A 19,667-nucleotide genomic window follows, 5' to 3' on the forward strand; every position below is an offset into this window, starting at 1 on the left:
GAACTATTCTCTCCCTTCAAATTGTTCAAGCATATGTTTTTCAGTGTCATTTACATCATTCGTTAAAATAGTCATATGACCCATTTTGCGATCAGGCTTACGTTCTGGTTTACCATAAATATGAACATGCCATTCAGGGTGGTTACCAAATTCATCTTCTAGCAAATTCAAATCTCGTCCTAATAAATTCATCATGACTGCCGGTTTTAAAATTTCAACTTGCTTTGGAAGCGTTTGACCGGTAACTGCAAGGATATGTGTATCAAATTGTGAATAATCACATGCCTCAATTGAATAATGTCCGGAATTATGTGGTCGTGGTGCTATTTCGTTTACATATAAGTGATTTGATTGATCAATAAAAAATTCAACTGTAAACGTCCCAACAAAATGGATTTGATTTGTTATTTTTTGTACTTCATCTCTAGCTTCTTGTTCTTTATCACTTCTAGCAGGAACGATTGTTTTAAATAATATTTGATTGCGGTGTTCATTTTCTTGAAGTGGGAAATAAGTGATTTGACTATGGTTACCAATAGTAGCAGTCAATGAGACTTCTAATGCAATATCAAGATATTGTTCAGCTACACATTCTTGATGACGAATAAGTTCTGTAGCTTCCTGAATGAATGACTCATCTTTAACAAGTATTTGGCCTTTGCCATCATAACCGCCGAAACGCGTTTTAACTATAAATGGATAACCTAATTTTTGAATCGCATCATTTAAATCTTCTTCATTTCGAATAGGTAAAAATGGAACTATTTTAGTTCCAGCTTGCTCTAATGTTTGTTTCTCAGTTAAACGATCTTGCAACAATTGAATGGCTTGATAACCTTGAGGAATATTAAATGCTTGTGCTAAGCGTTTTAATTGTTCGGCTGAAATATTTTCAAACTCATAAGTAATGACATCGGATTTCTTTCCAAGTTCGTGTAAAGCTTGATCATCGTCATAAGCAGCAGTAATAAATTCGTGTGCCACTGGTTTACACGGACTATCTGGGTTTGGGTCTAAACATATGACTTTGAATCCCATTTTTTGAGCTGATTGTGCCATCATTTTTCCTAATTGCCCGCCACCAATAATTCCAACTGTGTCACCGAACTTTAATTTATTGAAGTTCATTTTGCATTTCACCTACTTTTTCTACTAGAGACTGCTCATAATCTTCTAAATGTTTACGCACTACGTCATTACTAATACTTAATATTCTAGCTGCTAAAATACCTGCATTTTTTGCTCCTGATGTGCCAATTGCTGTAGTAGCAACAGGAATACCACCTGGCATTTGCACGATTGATAATAGAGAATCTAGTCCCTTTAAACTTTTAGATTCAATTGGGACACCAATGACAGGTAAAGTAGTCATTGATGCAACCATTCCAGGCAAATGCGCCGCACCTCCAGCACCAGCTATAATGACATCATATTCATTTGAACGTGCTTGACTTGCAAAATCAAACATTAACTTTGGCGTACGATGTGCTGAAACGACCTTCTTATCGTACGGTATTTCAAATTGTTCTAACATTGCACAACTTTCTTGCATTATCTTCCAATCAGAGGAGCTTCCCATAATGACTGCTACTTTCACTTTGTACACCCTTTCAAAAGTTTGAAATTTAGATAGGATAAGTTGTATATTACAGATATAGCATATCAATCATTAAATGCTTTTTCAATCAAAAATCGAACTTTAACTTAATTTTTACTTTTAATTTACGTCTTTTGACTATAATTTGACCTTATTAGATGTTTAAAGTTAAGCTATAGGTATGATTTAAACAAACAAGGAGGAATTTTTTGTGGTTGCAAAAATTTTAGATGGGAAACAAATAGCTAAAGACTATAGACAGGGATTAAAAGATCAAGTTGAGTCTTTAGCAGCAAAAGGATACACACCAAAACTTTCAGTAATATTAGTAGGTAACGATGGTGCTAGCCAAAGTTATGTTAATTCTAAAAAGAAAGCTGCCGAAAAAATTGGTATGATTTCAGAAATCGTTCATTTAGATGAAGATACATCTGAAGAAGATGTACTAAAAGAACTAGAACGTTTAAATAACGATGATTCAGTGAGTGGTATCTTAGTACAAGTACCTCTTCCTAAACAAGTAAGTGAACAAAAAGTATTAGAAGCAATTAATCCTGAAAAAGATGTTGATGGTTTCCATCCTTCAAATATTGGTAAATTATATATCGATGAGCAAACATTTGTACCATGTACACCATTAGGTATCATGGAAATTTTAAAACATGCTGACATCGATTTAGAAGGTAAAAATGCAGTCGTTATTGGTCGTAGCCATATCGTTGGTCAACCAGTTTCAAAATTATTATTACAAGCTAACGCTACAGTAACTATCTTGCATTCACGTACTAAAGATATGCACAGTCATTTAAAAGAAGCTGATGTCATTGTAAGTGCAGTTGGACAACCTGGATTAGTTACAAAAGATGACGTTAAAGAAGGTGCTGTAATCGTCGACGTTGGTAATACACCAGACGAAAACGGTAAATTAAAAGGTGACGTTGAATTTGATGAAGTTAAAGAAATTGCTGGTGCCATTACACCAGTTCCAGGAGGCGTTGGTCCATTAACAATTACAATGGTTTTAAATAATACGTTATTAGCTGAAAAAATGCGTCGTGGCATTGAATAATTATCAAATTACTGCTTTTATAAGTTTTAACTAAATACTATTAACTAAAAGAAGAGGCCATCTAGCTATGCTAAATGACCTCTTCTTTATATATTTTAGATAATTAAACTATTTAAACAGCTACACTTAATTTTGGCACAAATGTTTCATAATGAATGTGACTTTGATCAACTTCCATATCTTTAAGAACTTCAATCACTGATTGAATAAATTTCGCACCACCACATACATAAACTTCAGTATTAGAACTCAAATATTTTTCAAGATAATCTTTAGTTAAATATCCGTTAGCTTCTCTATCATATAATTCATATTTCGCTTTGTCAGAATTTTGACTAATATGAGTTAAATATTGCGTGAATGGTGTATCATTTTTGTTTCCAGTAACTTGTATAAATTGTGCGTCACTACCCTGTTCTGTTACTTCATTGAACATTGGTACTAATGGCGTAACACCAATACCCGCACCGATAAATAATTGTGGATTTTCTGAATTCGTAATACCAAATGGACCAACTGGTGCTGATAAATTAATGCTATCTCCTTCATTTAATTCATCATGTAATATAGTAGATACTTCACCTTCATGGTCTGTAGATACATCACGTTTAACAGCAAATGTTAATTCGTCTTTATTACCGCTTACGATTGAATAATGACGTTTAGCACGATAAGGCATTTTTTCACTACTTACATCAACTGTGATATATTCGCCTGGCGTAAATTGACTTAAATCATATTTATCTGAAACCACTGTGAACGCTTTGATATTTGAAGATAATTGTTCAATTTTTTTAATTTCAAAAGGTTGGAAACCATCCCAAAGCATTTTACTATACATATCTTTTTCAACTTGAATAAATACATCAGCAATTTCTTGATATGCTTTTTTCCAAGTTTGAATAATTGGATGATCGTCTTCTAAGCCTACTACTGCTTTTATTGCTTCAATTAAGTTTTCACCTACAATATCATAACCAGCAGGTGGTACTTGTAATGCAACATGTTTGTATGCAATTTCTCTAACTACTGGCATAATATTTCCTAAATTATCAATATTAACTGCCGCAGCTAGTACACTTTGTGCTAAAGCTGTTGATTGGAATCCTTTTTGTTGATTTGTTTGGTTAAACATATTTTTTAACTCAGGGTGTTGTTGAAACATTCTATTATAAAAATATGATGTTATTTCTGTTCCTTTTTCCTGTAAGACAGGTACAGTTTCTTTAATTATGCCTTTTTCTTGTTCATTTAACATTATAGCCACTCCCAATTAGTTAAAAATTTCAAATTAAATCTAAATTCATTATATTCTCCTATACAAACTTTTCAAACATTTCGTTATATATTTCACAAATTGTTCATTTTACATAAACTTAATATACATTTTACTTTTTATCATTTAATTTAGTGAAAATATGCGATATATTAAGACCATAGTATGATGTCTATATCCAGAAAATAATGTATAGTTTACTTAAATAGTTCAACGATTTAATTTTACGGAGGTTAACGTAATGAATAAACTAATACAGTCTCTTTCAGCACTCGGCGTCTCCGCAACACTTGTTACCCCAAATTTAAGTGCAGAAGCAACTACTAATCATTCCCCTGAACTTAAAGGTGTTAATGATATAGTAATTCAAAAAGGCCAAAATTATAATTTATTAAACGGCATAAGCGCTTATGACAAAGAAGATGGCGACTTGACTCATAAAATCACTGTTGATGGTCATGTAGATACTTCTAAAGTCGGCAAATATAAAGTTAAATATAATGTCATAGATTCTGATGGCGCCAAAGAAACTTCTACCCGATACATAGAAGTAAAATAAAAAATCAAAATCAATACAAAGATAAAAATATATCAGTTGAATTTGGCAAGCACTAATATGTCTATGCAAAAAGATGAGATTAAAATTCTCATCTTTTTTTATGCTCAAAACTCTTGAAAACACTGAAAATGATAACGTTTCTCAACTAGTTGCTTATTTCATTTAATTTTGTCATTTTTCACAGAATAGACACATAATTTTAACAAATCTTACAATCCCCGTCATTCCTATTGTCACTAGTTTTTTCCTATTTATAATTATAATTTTTTTTGGATAAGTACTTGTAAATATTGCGTAATAAACTAAAATTAATGGTAAGCCCTACATTTGTAGTATTAGGAGGTCAAAAAAGTGTCAAAATTCAAGTCTTTGCTTCTAATGTTCGGCACGCTAATTTTACTTAGTGGCTGTTCGAATATTGAAGTATTTAATGCAAAAGGGCCAGTAGCAAGTAGTCAGAAGTTCCTGATTATTTATTCAATCATCTTCATGCTTGTTATTGTTGCTGTTGTGCTTAGCATGTTCGCTATTTTTATTTTCAAGTATAGCTATAATAAAAACAGCGAATCTGGTAAGATGCACCACAATTCTTTAATTGAAACAATTTGGTTTGTGGTACCTATCATTATCGTTATTGCTTTAGCTATTCCTACTGTTAAAACTTTATACGATTATGAGAAACCACCTGAAAGTAAAGAAGACCCTATGGTCGTGTATGCAGTAAGTGCTGGATACAAATGGTTCTTTGCTTATCCAGAACAAAAAATTGAAACAGTTAATACATTAACTATTCCAAAAAATCGTCCAGTAGTGTTTAAACTTCAAGCTATGGATACGATGACAAGTTTCTGGATTCCACAATTAGGTGGTCAAAAATATGCCATGACTGGCATGACAATGGATTGGACTTTAAAATCCGATCAAACAGGTACTTTCAGAGGACGTAACTCTAACTTCAATGGTGAAGGATTCTCTCGCCAAACATTTAAAGTTCACTCTGTAGACCAAAAAGATTTCAACTCTTGGGTTAAAGAGGCTAAAAGTAAGAAAACAATTAGCCAAGATGAGTTCGACAAACAATTATTACCAAGTACACCTAATAAAGAATTAACATTTAGTGGTACACATATGGCATTTGTTGACCCTGCAGCAGATCCAGAGTATATCTTTTACGCTTACAAACGTTATAACTATGTTCAAAAAGATCCTAACTTTGTTTCCGAAAAAGACTTATACAAAGATGTTACTGATAAACCTCAGAAACCAGCTCGTAAGGTTCAAATCACAAACGCTAACTACAAGCGTCATGGTATGGAACCTATGATTCTAGGTAACAATGATCCTTATGATAATGAATTCAAAAAACATGAAAAACATAATTCTAAGGAAATGGAAAAAATCAGTAAAAGTGCTAAAGACGAAAATGCGTCTAAGTTCGATAGCAAAGATGACAATGATCATGGAGGTGGACATTAATGAATTTTCCATGGGATCAATTGCTCGTTAAAGGTAACTGGATGATTACAATGGCACAAATTGCTGCCCCATTCTTAGTTATTGGTTTAATCGCAGTAATTACTTACTTCAAGTTATGGAAATATCTTTACAAAGAATGGTTCACATCCGTAGACCATAAAAAAATCGGTTTAATGTATTTAATTTGTGCGGTATTAATGTTCGTACGTGGTGGTATTGATGCGTTACTTATTCGTACACAATTAACAATTCCAGATAATAAATTCTTGGAATCAAATCACTACAACGAAATTTTTAGTACACACGGCGTTATCATGATTATCTTTATGGCTATGCCATTCGTATTCGGTTTATGGAACGTTGTTGTTCCATTACAAATTGGGGCTCGCGATGTGGCGTTCCCAGTTATGAATAACATTAGTTTCTGGTTATTCGTGGTTGGTATGCTTTTATTCAACCTTTCATTCATTATTGGTGGTTCACCTGCAGCAGGTTGGACAAACTACGCACCATTAGCTGGTGAATTCAGTCCTGGTCCTGGTGTTAACTATTACTTAGTTGCCATACAGATTTCAGGTATCGGTACTTTGATGACCGGTATCAACTTCTTCGTAACTATTATTAGATGTAAAACACCAACAATGAAATTTATGCAAATGCCAATGTTTACTGTTACTACATTTATTACGACTTTAATCGTAATTCTTGCATTCCCAGTATTCACAGTTGTACTTGCATTAATGACTATTGACCGTGTGTTTGGTACACACTTCTTCACAGTTGCAGATGGTGGTATGCCAATGTTATGGGCAAACTTCTTCTGGGTATGGGGGCACCCTGAGGTTTATATCGTTATCTTGCCTGCATTCGGTATCTATTCAGAAATTATCCCAACATTTGCTCGTAAACGTTTATTCGGACACCAAAGCATGGTATGGGCAACTGCTGGTATCGCGTTCTTAAGTTTCTTAGTTTGGGTTCACCATTTCTTCACAATGGGTAATGGTGCATTAATTAACTCATTCTTCTCAATTTCAACAATGTTAATCGGTGTACCAACCGGAGTTAAGTTATTTAACTGGTTATTAACATTGTATAAAGGACGTATCACGTTCGAGTCACCTATGTTATTCTCATTAGCCTTTATCCCTAACTTCTTATTAGGTGGGGTAACTGGTGTAATGTTAGCAATGGCATCAGCTGACTATCAATATCACAATACTTATTTCTTAGTAGCTCACTTCCACTATACATTGGTTACTGGTGTAGTATTCGCCTGTCTAGCGGCTTTAATCTTCTGGTATCCTAAGATGATGGGTTACAAATTAAATGAGAAATTAAATATTTGGTGTTTCTGGTTATTCATGATTGGATTTAACGTATGTTTCTTACCACAATTCATTCTTGGATTAGACGGAATGCCACGTCGTTTATACACTTACATGCCTTCAGATGGCTGGTGGTTATTAAACGTAATTTCAACTATCGGTGCATTAATGATGGCTGTTGGTTTCCTATTCTTAGTAGCAAGTATCGTTTACAGTCACATCAAATCTCCACGTGAAGCTACTGGAGATAACTGGGATGGCTTAGGTCGTACTTTAGAGTGGTCAACTGCTTCAGCAATTCCACCTAAATACAACTTTGCAATCACTCCAGATTGGAATGACTACGATACATTTGTTGATATGAAAGAACATGGTCGTCACTATTTAGATAACCATAACTACAAAGACATTCATATGCCTAACAATACACACACTGGTGTATTCATGGGAATATTCATGTTAATTGGTGGTTTCTTCTTAATCTTTGATACTGTAATTCCTGCTGCTGTATGTTTAGTAGGCATTTTAGGTACATTAGTTTATCAAAGTTTCGTTCAAGACCATGGTTATCATATCCCTGCTTCTGAAGTTGCTGAAAATGAAGCTCGTTTAAGAGAAGCTCGTATTAAAGAAAGGGAGGCTGTAAGTCATGAGTCATGATACAAATACTGTTGATTCACGTACGCACGAAGGTCAATTAAATAAACTTGGCTTCTGGATTTTCCTTACAGCCGAATTTGCGTTATTCGGTACCCTATTTGCAACGTTATTAACGTTACAACACGGTGGCGATTACGCTGGCAAAATGACTACTGAATTATTCGAGTTACCACTTGTTTTAATTATGACATTTGCCTTGTTAATCAGTTCTTACACTTGTGGTATTGCAATTTACTACATGCGTAAAGAAAAACAAAACTTAATGATGTTTTGGATGATTCTTACAGTTCTTTTAGGTTTAGTGTTCGTTGGATTCGAAATTTTCGAGTTTGCACACTATGTATCTGAAGGTGTAACACCACAAGTTGGATCATATTGGTCTAGTTTCTTCATCCTATTAGGTACTCACGGTGCCCACGTATCATTAGGTATTGGTTGGATTATTTGTTTATTAATCCAAGTTGCAACACGTGGATTAAATAAATTTAATGCTCCAAAATTATTTATTGTAAGTTTATATTGGCACTTTTTAGATGTAGTTTGGATCTTCATCTTTACTGCCGTATATATGATAGGGATGGTGTATAGCGGATGAATACAATCGTAAAACATACAGTCGGTTTTATTGCTTCAATTGTCTTGACGTTATTAGCAGTTTTCGTAACTCTATACACAAACATGACATTCCATGCTAAAACTACTATCATCTTTGGTTTTGCCTTTATTCAAGCAGCAGTTCAATTATTAATGTTCATGCACTTAACTGAAGGTAAAGATGGTCAAGTACAATCGTTCAAAGTTATCTTTGCGATTATCATTACTTTAGTAACAGTTATTGGTACGTATTGGGTTATGCAAGGTGGACATTCTCACCACTTATAATTTAATACTTGCCTTAAATCAAAAACCTGCAGTGAAACAATACAACGTTTCATGCAGGTTTTTTTGATACTATTATTTTATAGGTTTATTTCGTTATACTTTATACATATTATAAATTTGTGGAGGAGATTCCTTATGTCACTACCAATAATAATAGATACTGACCCTGGAATTGATGATGCTGCTGCAATTAGTGTTACACTTTCACACCCCTACTTTGATGTTAAAATGATTTCAACAGTCAATGGTAATGTAAGTATTGAAAAAACAACAGCTAATGCTTTAAAATTGAAAAACTTTTTTCATAGTGACGTACCAGTTCATAAAGGCGCTTCAAAACCTTTATTAAATGATATTAAAGATGCTAGTCATGTTCATGGTGAAAGTGGTATGGATGGATTTCAATTTCCATCTACTACTATGGAAGATTTAGCATCTGAGCATGCCATAGACGCCATAAGAAGTGCCTTAATTGAATCCAAAGAACCTATCACTATCATTGCAATAGGTCCACTCACTAATATTGCTTTATTACTCAATACTTATCCAGAATGTAAAACACTTATTAAAGAGATTGTATTAATGGGTGGTTCTACTGGAAGAGGCAATGTTACCCCTCTTGCAGAATTTAACATTTATTGTGATCCTGAAGCAGCACATGTCGTTTTTAATTCGGGCCTTCCACTGACAATGATTGGTCTTGATTTGGCTCGTCAATCGATATTAACGCATGATTACCTCTCTTCTTTTAAAAAGATTAATAATACTACTGCCATGCTATATCACATATTTCAGCATTATCGTGAAAAAGATTTCGCTTTAGGATTAAAGCTTTATGATGTCTTTACTGTATTGTATTTGCTTGATCAAAAAAGTTATATTGTAAAAGAAGCGAATGTACAAATTGAAACACATGGTCGATTAACGCGAGGTGCAACAGTAGTAGATTTTGAGTCAGCACATCCTAATTGCAAAGTCGTGTTGTCTAGCGCTAATAATGACTACCAAACTATTTTTAAAAATGCACTGAAATATACCAAGTAAATGGATTCAAAAAAAGCTATACCAAGAATGTAGGGACCCCTGTCAGTCCACTATCATTCTTAATATAGCTTTTTATATTTTCTGCTTATTTATCATATGCGTTTTGTCTAAGCAATTGATAATAAATATGTGAAATAATTTGTTCATTTTTTAATTTAGCTTTATCTGTGACATTCGATGCAACGACTATAATATATTCTTTATTGAAATACACAGTAAATGTTTGTCCAAAAAAGACCCCATTAATACGATTTAATCGAGGTGTTGCATAAAAACCATATCGATATGATTCAGGATAATTCTTGCTTCCTATTTCTTGTAATAAAGATGTTGTTGTTTGTTGATTAAAAATATTATTATTTTGTAAGTTGTTAACTAGGCGTGCCATATCATGCGCAGTCATATAAAGATTCCCAGCACCATAATATTGATCTAAAATATTCGGTTTCATCGTCTTCAATTGATTATCTGCAATTTTATATCCTGTTGCCATATATTTTTTGTAAGGTTTTTCATTAAAAAATGCACTATGCTCCAATTTGTACGGTTTAGCTAAAGCATTATAGTAATTCTCAGCATATGATTTATGTGTAACATTTTCTATAACTTGTGCTAGTACTAAGTAATTAGCATCATTATATAAATGTTTATGATAATATTTGTTATTTATACCACGACGCTGGATATCATGGACTGCCCCATCTAAACTTTTAGTATCAGGCAAAGCATCAAATTTGTACAATCCACTTCTATGTAACATTAAATCTTTTAAAGTAATTTTCTTAGTCGTTTTAAACCACGGTATATACTTTTTAACTGAATCATTCATGTTCACTTTGTGATTTACTTCCAACTGTTTTAATATTAATCCCGTTGTGAATTTTTGAGCCGATCCAATTAAATACATGGTATTAGCACTATTTTTTGTTTTTTTACTAATGTTTTGGTATCCATAACCTTTATCAAGTTCAAGTTTTCCCTTCTTAAGAACTGTAACTGACCCATTAAATTGTACATTCTTAAGATATGAATTAATTTGTGCAATATGATTGTCTTTTGCCTTTACATTTTTTAACGGCTTTACTTTCTTATGTGTTTTATCTCTTTTTTCTAAATACTTTTTGTTATCATTATTGTGATTGTATTCGGTGTCTTTATAACTGTAGTTCGTTACTTTTACAAGAAATAAAATCACTAATAAAATTAACGCGGTTAATACTAAAATAAAAGCTAAAATTTTTAAATATTTTTCTTTCATTTGCTGCCTCATATATTAAATTAGAAGAGTTTCCGAACTGTCAGTCTTCTTTCTATTTTAATTTTTCATCCATTAATTATTTTATATTATATAACATTAAAATCAGTAATTCATCTTCTATTTATAATACGCTCATTTTAAATTTGCACATCGTACTTTAGCCCGATAAAGTGACATTTATTTTTAATTTTAAATTAAAACAAATGCTATTTTAATCCTGTAAGCTTTGTATTAAAATTAAAGTTGTAATTTTCTCTAAAAAGGAATACAATTTAAGGCTATGAGCGCATAGATTTGATACAATTTATATATCTTTAACAACTAGGAATTATAAACACAAACAAAATAATATATTTAGAATTGATTTTTGTGCGGTGAGATTAGATTCATTATACAATCACTTCTCCTTTCTCAAAGAAATCAATTCTTACAAATTTAGTTTAGGAGCACAAATTATGAACCGTTTTTTAAAATATTTTATGATGTTGTTGACTTTATTTCTAATTGTTGTTCCTGTAATTTTTATCATTAATTTATACAATACTTCTGAAGATGCTATGAAAGATTCATATGATAAATCAGATGCAAAGAGACAATCTAACATACGTGAAGGTAAAGTAAACCCTTCAAAAGATGCTGTTTCTATATTATTTTTAGGTATTGATGATAACGAAGGTCGTCGTAAAAACGGCCAGTCTACAGAACATTCAAGAACAGATTCAATGATTCTGTCAACACTCAGCCCTGAAAAGCGTCAAATTCGCTTACTTAGTATCCCACGTGATACAATTAGTTACATTCCAAAAGTTGGTTATTATGATAAAATCACTCATGCTCACGCATATGGTGGACCAATAGCGTCAATGGATTCAGTAGAAGCTACGCTTAACGTTCCAGTAGATTATTATGTACAGTGGATGCATTTGTAGAAGCTGTGGATGAGCTTGGAGGTATCTATTATGATGTACCTTACAATTTAAATGAACCGAACACAGATGATACTGGCAGAATTAAAATTAAAAAAGGTTATCAAAAACTTAATGGTGATGAAGCCTTAGCTGTCGCTCGAACTCGCCACCATGATTCTGACTTGAAACGTGGCGAAAGACAAATGGATTTAATTAAATTACTTTTCCAAAAAGCTAAAAAATTAGATTCATATGATAAATTAGATAATTTGGTTAAAATTGTAGGTAAAAACGCCAAACACAATTTAACTACAAGTGAAATTAAATCATTAGCTTCAATGTACTTATCTGATGATATTGAATTTAAAAAATCACAACTTAAAGGTAAAGATGATTACTTAGACAATATTTACTATTATAATCCAAGTGTTAGTAGTATTATGAAATACTCTAATATATTACGTTCTGATTTAGGCCTATCAAAAATCACTGACAAAGATGAGTTTTTAGATGAGCGTGTAATCAAGCACTATGGTTCATTAGTTCCATTAACACAACTCGATCAATCATTATTGAAAAAGAATCAAAGAGATTCATCTTCTAATAATAATGACGATTCAAATAATAATAGTAGTAGTAATAATTCAAACTCAAATTCAGACAATCAATCAAATCAAGATAATATGAATAATTCAAATTCTGATCAAACTCAAGACAACCAAAATAATACACAGTATAATAATGACAACAATGGTGTCTCAGATAACAATCAAAATCAAACGAACCAATTATATTAAACGAGAGGAGCACGTACAATGTCACGCAAAACATATGAAAAAATTGCCAACATTAACGGTATGTTCAATGTTTTAGAACAGCAAATCATTCATAGTCAAGACATGGCTTTATTTAGAAGTGAATTCTTTTATGTAAATCATGAACATCGTGAAAATTATGAAGCATTGCTAGTATATTATGGTGAGAACGCGATGAACCCTGTCGTAAATGGCGCATGTTATATTGTCGCCCTACCCGATATTTTTGATAAAGTCGATGTATTTGAATCAGATTTACCATTTTCATGGGTCTATGATGAAAATGGTATAACTGAAACAATGAAAAGCATTAGCGTCCCTCTACAATATTTAATAGCTGCAGCATTAGAAGTTACTGATGTGAATTTATTTAAACCTTCAGGGTTCACAATGGGCATGAATAATTGGAATATTGCTCAAATGAGAATATTTTGGCAATATAGTGCAATTGTACGTCAAGAAGCGATATAATTTAGAAATTACTCCTTTTTACTTATTTAAAGTAAAAAGGAGTTTTTTTGTATTCTCAAATAATATAGAATAACTTTATACTTGTTAAATTTATTTAATATTTAGATTATTGGGGGTAAAATAATGTTTGAAATTGTCAAAAATAAAGATATGCTTTCAGAATGTTTTAGTATTAGAGAAGAAGTATTCGTTAATGAGCAAGGTGTGCCATTAGAAAATGAGCTTGATGCTTTTGAGGAAAAGTCAATCCATGTCATTGGCTATGATCATGAGCACCGACCTTTTGCTTGTGCTCGTTTTCGACCATTTGAAGATGCTGCAAAAGTAGAACGCGTAGCAATTTTAAAAGAATATAGAAAAGACGGCTATGGAAGAACTCTTATGTTTGCAATTGAACGCTTTGCCAAAGATAAGGGATACAATAAATTAATTTTAAATGCCCAAGTGCAGGCACAAGGCTTTTATGAAAAATTAGGTTATGAAAGTACTGGTAGTATTTTTATTGAAGAAAATATCGATCATATAAAAATGTATAAATATATATAATTCAATTACATTTTATTTACATATAGCTATTGTAATCTTTTTATTTGGTCTCATATATAGAGTCATTAGTTTTAGCCAAATTATATTCATTATTGGTATCAATTTTTAATTTGATTCATAAAAAAATATACTAGTAATTCAATTCATTACCGATACAATATATAAATCCAAACTGGTTTTACCTATAAATTAAAGATATACACAATTAAATTTATAAATTATTTATTTGTTAAATTTCTTAGTATTTGCTACATTTGTTTAATTTTAGTAAGAAAAAATTAAGCTTAGTTTACAAATAGATTAAAATAAATCATTGATATCGATTACCTATTATAATAGAGTTGTAATAATATTAACGAGGAGTAACAATATGACAAAAAAATTTAATTTAAAATTTCCTTCGATGATTGCAATCACATTATTTGGTGCTGCATTTACAACACATCATGCTCAAGCAGCAGAAAATAATCAAAATACAAGCAATACAACTAACGTTATTGATGATCAACAAAGCATACAAAATGCTGAACAAGCTAAAAAAGAAGTAAGTAATTCAGCGCAAAACGTTTCTGGCGTTCAAACGTATCAAGATCCTTCAAAAGTTAAGGCTAAAGTCGCAACTGTAAATAACTCATATGATGCCAAACTAGATAACTTAAAAGATTCAAATCAAACGACTACTACACAATGTTACTACTTCTAAAAACAATCAAAACAGTGCTCAAACAAGTAATAGTAATGTTACTTCTAATGAAAAGCAAACAACTGCTGCAACAAATGACATAGCTCAAAATCAAACTATTGATACTAAAGGTAGTAATGACAATAATTCAACTAACCAAAATAATAGTCAACTAGCTAGCACGCAACAAGTAAGTCAAAATGATACAGCTAATACTAAATTATCACAAAATTCTCAGCCAACATCTAATAAAGAAACAATTCAAAATAACACGAAAAAAACAACTGAGAATAATGTTACTCCTGCAACACAAACGCAAACTAAAGTTGTTTCAAATCAAAATGTAGCCTCAAAATCTACAGAAGCTAGTCAAACAAAAGTTTCAAATAATAATAATTCAGATAAACAAATCAGTACTTATAGTAATACAAATGCAAACAATGCAAGTACTACTAAACAAAGTACTCCAACATCAACAACAAATACTAAAACTAATACTGACAATCAAAACACAAGTCAGTCTAATTCTAATAATACGCAATCAGGTTATTCAGGATTTAGAGCTGTAGGCGGAAAAGGTGGTCCTAGCACACAACTTAAAACAGTTAAACGTTATGCAGTTAAAACAACTACATCCTCTTTACCAAAATATAAACCACAAGTTAGCTCATCAATTAATAACTATATACGTTCACATAACTTACAAGCACCTAAAATTGAGGAAGATTACACATCATACTTCCCTCAATATGGCTATCGTAATGGTGTAGGCAAACCTGAAGGTATTGTGGTGCATGATACTGCTAATGATAATTCAACGATTGATGGCGAAATTAATTACATGAAAAACAACTATAATTCAGCCTTTGTACATGCATTTGTTGATGGAAATCGTATAGTTGAAACTGCCCCTACTGACTATTTATCTTGGGGTGCTGGTCCACAAGCAAATGAACGTTTTATCAATGTTGAAATTGTCCACACACACGACTATGATTCTTTTGCTAGATCAATGAATAACTATGCAGACTATGCAGCAACACAATTACAATACTATGGTTTAAAACCAAATAGTGCTGAATATGATGGCCAAGGTACAGTTTGGACGCACTATGCTGTTAGTCGTTATTTAGGCGGAACAGATCATTCTGACCCTCATGCCTACTTCCAAGCGCATAACTATACTTACGATGAGTTATATGACTTAATTAATGAAAAATATCTAATTAAAACTGGTCAAGTCGCACCTTGGGGTACTACAAGCAGTTCTAGTAATAGTGGTTCATCAAGTAATAATTCAAATAGCGGTAGTAAAGGTAGTACGACAACTTCACCAAAATTATCGGTTTCTTCAAACAGTGGTCTAGCACAAATTAAATCTGATAATAGCGGTGTATATACAACTGTTTATGATGATAAAGGTAAAGCTACAGATCAAGTTCACAATACTTTATCTGTAACGAAATCTGCAACACTAGGTAAAGATAAATATTATCTAGTATCTGACTACAACAGTGGTAAAGTTTATGGTTGGGTTAAACAAGGCGAAACAGTATATAATACTGTAAAATCTCCAGTAAAAGTAAATCAATCATATAACATTAAATCTGGCGCAACGCTTTATACAGTTCCTTGGGGTAACTATAATCAAGTAGCTGGTACAGTATCTAAATCAAATACTGCACCATTCAAAGCCACTAAGTCTCAACAAGTTGGTAAAGCTACTTATGTATATGGCTCACTTAATGGTAAGAATGGTTGGGTTAGTCAAGCATTTTTAACTAAATTATCAAATTCATCATCTGGTACTAAAACACCTACAGTTGATAACACACTTAAAGTGTCTAATCTTAAAAATACTTTAGGTCAAGTTTCAACTAAGAATAAAGGCACTTATACTACTGTTTATGATAAGAACATCAAAGCTAATACTTCAATTGGTGGAAAAACTTATAGTATTACTAAAAAAGCGACATTAAATAACAAAGATTATTACTTAATTTCTGATTTCAATGGTGGAACTTCACGTGGTTGGGTGCCTGCGTCTGAAATAAATGTACAATCTACAAAACCAACTAAAACGGATGTAACTTATTACAATGTTAAAGGTAATGCTAATATTTATGACACACCTTGGGGTAGTTCGAAACAAGTTAAAGCGACAGTTCCATCAAATGGTAAACAATTGAAATCTTTAGATTCAATTAAAGTCGGCAAAGATACTTATTTACATGGTGTTATTAATAACATTTGGGGATGGGTTAAATCTACTGACATTCAATCAACTCCAAAAGTAAGTGCTAAATTTGCCATGAATACAAAAGCATCATCAACACCTACAACTACAGCAACTCAATCTGTTTCTAAGATTGCTCAAGTTAACGCTAATAATAGCGGTGTGCGTGCAACGGTATATGATAAAGCTGGCAAAAATGCAACTAAATATGCGAACCGTACATTTAAAGTTTCTAAAGAAAAAACAATTGGTAATGACACTTATGTATTGTTACAAAATACAACTCAAAACACACCTTTAGGTTGGTTCAATATCAAAGATTTAAATATTCAAAACATGGGTACTGAACAAAAAACTTCTGGTACTTATACCGTTAATACTAAAAATAATGGTCTTTATTCAGTAGCTTGGGGTACAACTCAACAACGTCTAGATAATAAAGACTTAGCGAACAAATCATTTAAAGTTTCAAAATCAGTTGTTATCGGTAATACAACATACCTATTTGGTACAATTAACGGTAAAACAGGTTGGATTGCGAAAAATGATTTAAATACTAACGCTACTACTGATAATACTGAAAAGTATCAATATGAGTTTGTTATCGATAGTAATAATGGTTTTTATTATGACGATCCGACTTCAGCAAAAGCAACACCATTGAAAACGTTTAATGAACAAATTTTCCAAGTGTCAAAACGACAAGTTGTTAATGGTAAAACATGGTACTACGGTAAATTGTCTAATGGTAAATATGTTTGGATTAAAGAAACTGATTTGAAAAAACAATTAGTAAAATATTCAAATTCACATAGAACATTAAACCAAGCAGCTGCAATTCAACAAAATGCTTATGGTGCAGCACCTCAAGTTCAACGTAATGGCTATGGTTGGTCTAATGCATCATTGAGCGAAATTAAAAATGCCATGAATCCTGAAAAATTAGCAAACGATGATACACTTAAGTATCAATTCTTACGTTTAGATCGTCCTCAGAATATTTCTGTAGCGAGCTTAAACCAATTACTTAAAGGAAAAGGCGTTCTTGAAAACCAAGGTGCAGCATTCAGTCAAGCTGCAGCAGTTTCTGGCGTTAACGAAATTTACTTAATTGCACATGCTCTAATTGAAACTGGAAATGGACAATCTCAATTAGCTAAAGGCGCAAATATTGTCAACAATTACGTTAACACTAAGAGTATGACTAAATATCACAATGTCTTTGGTATCGCAGCTTATGACAGTAATGCATTATATTATGGCATTAACTATGCAAAACAAGCTGGTTGGGATACAGTTTCAAAAGCAATTGTTGGTGGCGCTAAATTTATCAGTCAAGATTATATTAAAGCAGGCCAAAACACACTATACAAAATGCGTTGGAATCCTGATAATCCTGGTACACATCAATATGCAACAGATATTAATTGGGCAAACGCAAACGCACAATACCTTAAACAACTTTATAATGAAATTAAAGCTGTAGGTAAATACTTTGAAATCTCAAATTACTCTAAGTAATCACTTACTATAAATATGAATAGCACATGAGATAGTGTCATATAAGACATCTATCCCATGTGCTATTTTTTACTTTTTATAAAAGAAAATGCCTAATAATACAGAAACTTAGTTAGTAATCTATATTATTAAGCATTAAATTTAAATGTAAATGTGACGACTGTTCAATTTATCTAACAAATGATTTAAACTTTCAATTTCTTCATTCGATAAACATTGGCATCGTGCTTCAATAAGTTCACATCTAGCAGTATTAATTTGTTTAATTAATTGACGCGCTTCGTCTGTGAGACAAAGTTCTTTACATCGTAAGTCTTCATGTGATTGTTGACTCATAATATATCCTTTGTGAACTAATTTCTTAATCCAACGGGACACAATTGATTGTTCCCTACTAATCTTCATAGTTAAATCATATTGTTATAAACGATCATAGCTGTATAAAATTCTTAATAGTTCTAATTGATCATTTGTAATATCTGTGCGTTGTCCAAAACGTCTATTGACCAAATTTAGGTCATTATTAGTTAGTGTAATAAGTTTTTCTAGTTGATTGTACATTGTTGTTCTACTCCACTTTTGTAATTGTTAATACTATTATACTATGAAATTTTTATATGTCATGTACTGTCAATATTTTGTCACAATACAAGTCTAATCAATTCAATTTTAATTTCATTGAGTTATATACTTTCAAAAATTAGACGAATGACCTTTTAAAACTATTATTTATTGTAATTTGGGTTATCTTTATTAAGTAACCAGTTACCTGCATTTAAATAACTTGCAAAAGCAGACCATAATACATATGGGATTTGTAGTAAACCAGCAATACGATGCACTTTAAACATAGTGATTGCATTCACGACTACTGAAACCAATAATACTACACTTTCTACGAATGCAATACCTCTCATTTTCTTTTTAAAATAAAGAATAGACCACAAATAGTTAAATGATAATTGAATAAAATGCGTCATATTAATTGAGGATTTGCATTTATTATTGTTTGTAGTCATCAAATAAGAAACACCCATCAATAAATATAAAATTGGCCATACGATTGGAAATGCTTTAGTAGGTGGTGAAAATGGTGGCTTTTTAAACTGATTGTAATCATTTTTTGATTCCTATGCAGTTATTCGACCAATCATACTACCACCTATCACTGGATGTATTAATTTGATACATTTAATTAATATATTAATGACTATTCACTCCTTTACATGTTTAACTAGCTCTTCCCTATTATACAAACATTTATTCACAGACCTATTCATCAAATTACATAATAAAATATAATCAAAATACATAAATAATTATATTAACCCAACATTTT

Annotated in this window: 13 protein-coding genes and 4 pseudogenes; 11 read left to right on the top strand and 6 right to left on the bottom strand. The window is 31.9% G+C overall.

Going from position 1 to position 19,667, the window contains the following annotated elements; all coding sequences use genetic code 11:
* Window positions 1-3: 3 nt before the first annotated feature.
* A complete protein-coding gene (gene purK / locus HYI43_08880) occupies window positions 4-1,128 on the bottom strand; it encodes a 5-(carboxyamino)imidazole ribonucleotide synthase (protein ID UDI78660.1) in 1,125 nt (374 codons plus the stop codon).
* Window positions 1,115-1,597 (bottom strand): 5-(carboxyamino)imidazole ribonucleotide mutase, encoded by a 483-nt coding sequence (gene purE, locus HYI43_08885; GenBank protein UDI78661.1) that lies wholly within the window; start codon window positions 1,595-1,597, stop codon window positions 1,115-1,117. Before purE ends, purK begins: the two co-directional genes overlap by 14 nt.
* Window positions 1,598-1,808: 211 nt before the next feature.
* On the opposite strand from purE, the gene folD reads away from it, so the two are divergent.
* Window positions 1,809-2,666: a bifunctional methylenetetrahydrofolate dehydrogenase/methenyltetrahydrofolate cyclohydrolase FolD gene (gene folD / locus HYI43_08890; protein ID UDI78662.1), complete on the top strand. Its 858-nt coding sequence runs from the start codon at window positions 1,809-1,811 to the stop codon at window positions 2,664-2,666.
* A gap of 112 nt (window positions 2,667-2,778) precedes the next feature.
* On the opposite strand, the gene HYI43_08895 is transcribed toward folD, so the two are convergent.
* A complete protein-coding gene (locus HYI43_08895; GenBank protein UDI78663.1) occupies window positions 2,779-3,924 on the bottom strand; it encodes a nitric oxide dioxygenase in 1,146 nt (381 codons plus the stop codon).
* A 259-nt stretch (window positions 3,925-4,183) separates the two neighbouring features.
* Here HYI43_08895 and HYI43_08900 point away from each other — a divergent pair, with 259 nt between their 5' ends.
* From HYI43_08900 to rihC, 6 genes are all read left to right on the top strand, one after another.
* Entirely contained in the window at window positions 4,184-4,501 is a 318-nt protein-coding gene (locus HYI43_08900; protein ID UDI78664.1) for a DUF5011 domain-containing protein, read from the top strand.
* 351 nt (window positions 4,502-4,852) lie between these two features.
* Window positions 4,853-5,977: a cytochrome aa3 quinol oxidase subunit II gene (gene qoxA, locus HYI43_08905; protein ID UDI78665.1), complete on the top strand. Its 1,125-nt coding sequence runs from the start codon at window positions 4,853-4,855 to the stop codon at window positions 5,975-5,977.
* A complete protein-coding gene (qoxB, locus tag HYI43_08910; protein ID UDI78666.1) occupies window positions 5,977-7,965 on the top strand; it encodes a cytochrome aa3 quinol oxidase subunit I in 1,989 nt (662 codons plus the stop codon). Before qoxA ends, qoxB begins: the two co-directional genes overlap by 1 nt.
* Window positions 7,955-8,560 (top strand): cytochrome aa3 quinol oxidase subunit III, encoded by a 606-nt coding sequence (qoxC, locus tag HYI43_08915; GenBank protein UDI78667.1) that lies wholly within the window; start codon window positions 7,955-7,957, stop codon window positions 8,558-8,560. The genes qoxB and qoxC overlap by 11 nt, the downstream gene beginning before the upstream one ends.
* Entirely contained in the window at window positions 8,557-8,847 is a 291-nt protein-coding gene (gene qoxD, locus HYI43_08920; GenBank protein UDI78668.1) for a cytochrome aa3 quinol oxidase subunit IV, read from the top strand. Before qoxC ends, qoxD begins: the two co-directional genes overlap by 4 nt.
* Window positions 8,848-8,982: 135 nt before the next feature.
* On the top strand, window positions 8,983-9,891 hold the full coding sequence (gene rihC, locus HYI43_08925; protein ID UDI78669.1) for a ribonucleoside hydrolase RihC: 909 nt from the start codon (window positions 8,983-8,985) through the stop codon (window positions 9,889-9,891).
* A gap of 85 nt (window positions 9,892-9,976) precedes the next feature.
* On the opposite strand, the gene HYI43_08930 is transcribed toward rihC, so the two are convergent.
* Complete coding sequence (locus tag HYI43_08930) at window positions 9,977-11,149, bottom strand: beta-lactamase family protein (GenBank protein ID UDI78670.1); 1,173 nt, start codon at window positions 11,147-11,149, stop codon at window positions 9,977-9,979.
* Window positions 11,150-11,604: 455 nt separating this feature from the next.
* Here HYI43_08930 and HYI43_08935 point away from each other — a divergent pair.
* The 4 genes and pseudogenes from HYI43_08935 (at window position 11,605) to HYI43_08950 (ending at window position 18,328) form a co-directional block, all read left to right on the top strand.
* Window positions 11,605-12,854, top strand: a pseudogene (locus tag HYI43_08935) (LCP family protein).
* Between the two features lie 18 nt (window positions 12,855-12,872).
* Window positions 12,873-13,343 (top strand): DUF2538 family protein, encoded by a 471-nt coding sequence (locus tag HYI43_08940; GenBank protein ID UDI78671.1) that lies wholly within the window; start codon window positions 12,873-12,875, stop codon window positions 13,341-13,343.
* A gap of 123 nt (window positions 13,344-13,466) precedes the next feature.
* Window positions 13,467-13,889 carry a GNAT family N-acetyltransferase gene (locus HYI43_08945; protein ID UDI78672.1) on the top strand — a complete coding sequence of 141 codons (423 nt, stop codon included), beginning with the start codon at window positions 13,467-13,469 and terminating at the stop codon, window positions 13,887-13,889.
* A gap of 370 nt (window positions 13,890-14,259) precedes the next feature.
* A pseudogene (locus tag HYI43_08950) lies at window positions 14,260-18,328 on the top strand (SH3-like domain-containing protein).
* A 141-nt stretch (window positions 18,329-18,469) separates the two neighbouring features.
* Here HYI43_08950 and HYI43_08955 read toward each other — a convergent pair.
* Window positions 18,470-18,889: pseudogene (locus HYI43_08955) on the bottom strand (MarR family transcriptional regulator).
* A gap of 164 nt (window positions 18,890-19,053) precedes the next feature.
* A pseudogene (locus HYI43_08960) lies at window positions 19,054-19,542 on the bottom strand (tryptophan-rich sensory protein).
* Between the last annotated feature and the right edge of the window lie 125 nt (window positions 19,543-19,667).

Origin of the sequence: Staphylococcus taiwanensis (assembly GCA_020544305.1) — a bacterium.
In the GTDB taxonomy this organism is placed as follows: Bacteria; Bacillota; Bacilli; order Staphylococcales; family Staphylococcaceae; genus Staphylococcus; species Staphylococcus taiwanensis.

What these genes read in the sequence shown, in the direction of transcription:
- qoxD (UDI78668.1), top strand. Translation starts at nt 8,557, where the DNA reads ATGAATACAATCGTAAAACATACAGTCGGTTTTATTGCTTCAATTGTC.
- purK (UDI78660.1), bottom strand. Translation starts at nt 1,128, where the DNA reads ATGAACTTCAATAAATTAAAGTTCGGTGACACAGTTGGAATTATTGGT.
- HYI43_08945 (UDI78672.1), top strand. Translation starts at nt 13,467, where the DNA reads ATGTTTGAAATTGTCAAAAATAAAGATATGCTTTCAGAATGTTTTAGT.
- qoxB (UDI78666.1), top strand. Translation starts at nt 5,977, where the DNA reads ATGAATTTTCCATGGGATCAATTGCTCGTTAAAGGTAACTGGATGATT.
- HYI43_08900 (UDI78664.1), top strand. Translation starts at nt 4,184, where the DNA reads ATGAATAAACTAATACAGTCTCTTTCAGCACTCGGCGTCTCCGCAACA.
- rihC (UDI78669.1), top strand. Translation starts at nt 8,983, where the DNA reads ATGTCACTACCAATAATAATAGATACTGACCCTGGAATTGATGATGCT.
- qoxC (UDI78667.1), top strand. Translation starts at nt 7,955, where the DNA reads ATGAGTCATGATACAAATACTGTTGATTCACGTACGCACGAAGGTCAA.
- HYI43_08895 (UDI78663.1), bottom strand. Translation starts at nt 3,924, where the DNA reads ATGTTAAATGAACAAGAAAAAGGCATAATTAAAGAAACTGTACCTGTC.
- HYI43_08940 (UDI78671.1), top strand. Translation starts at nt 12,873, where the DNA reads ATGTCACGCAAAACATATGAAAAAATTGCCAACATTAACGGTATGTTC.
- HYI43_08930 (UDI78670.1), bottom strand. Translation starts at nt 11,149, where the DNA reads ATGAAAGAAAAATATTTAAAAATTTTAGCTTTTATTTTAGTATTAACC.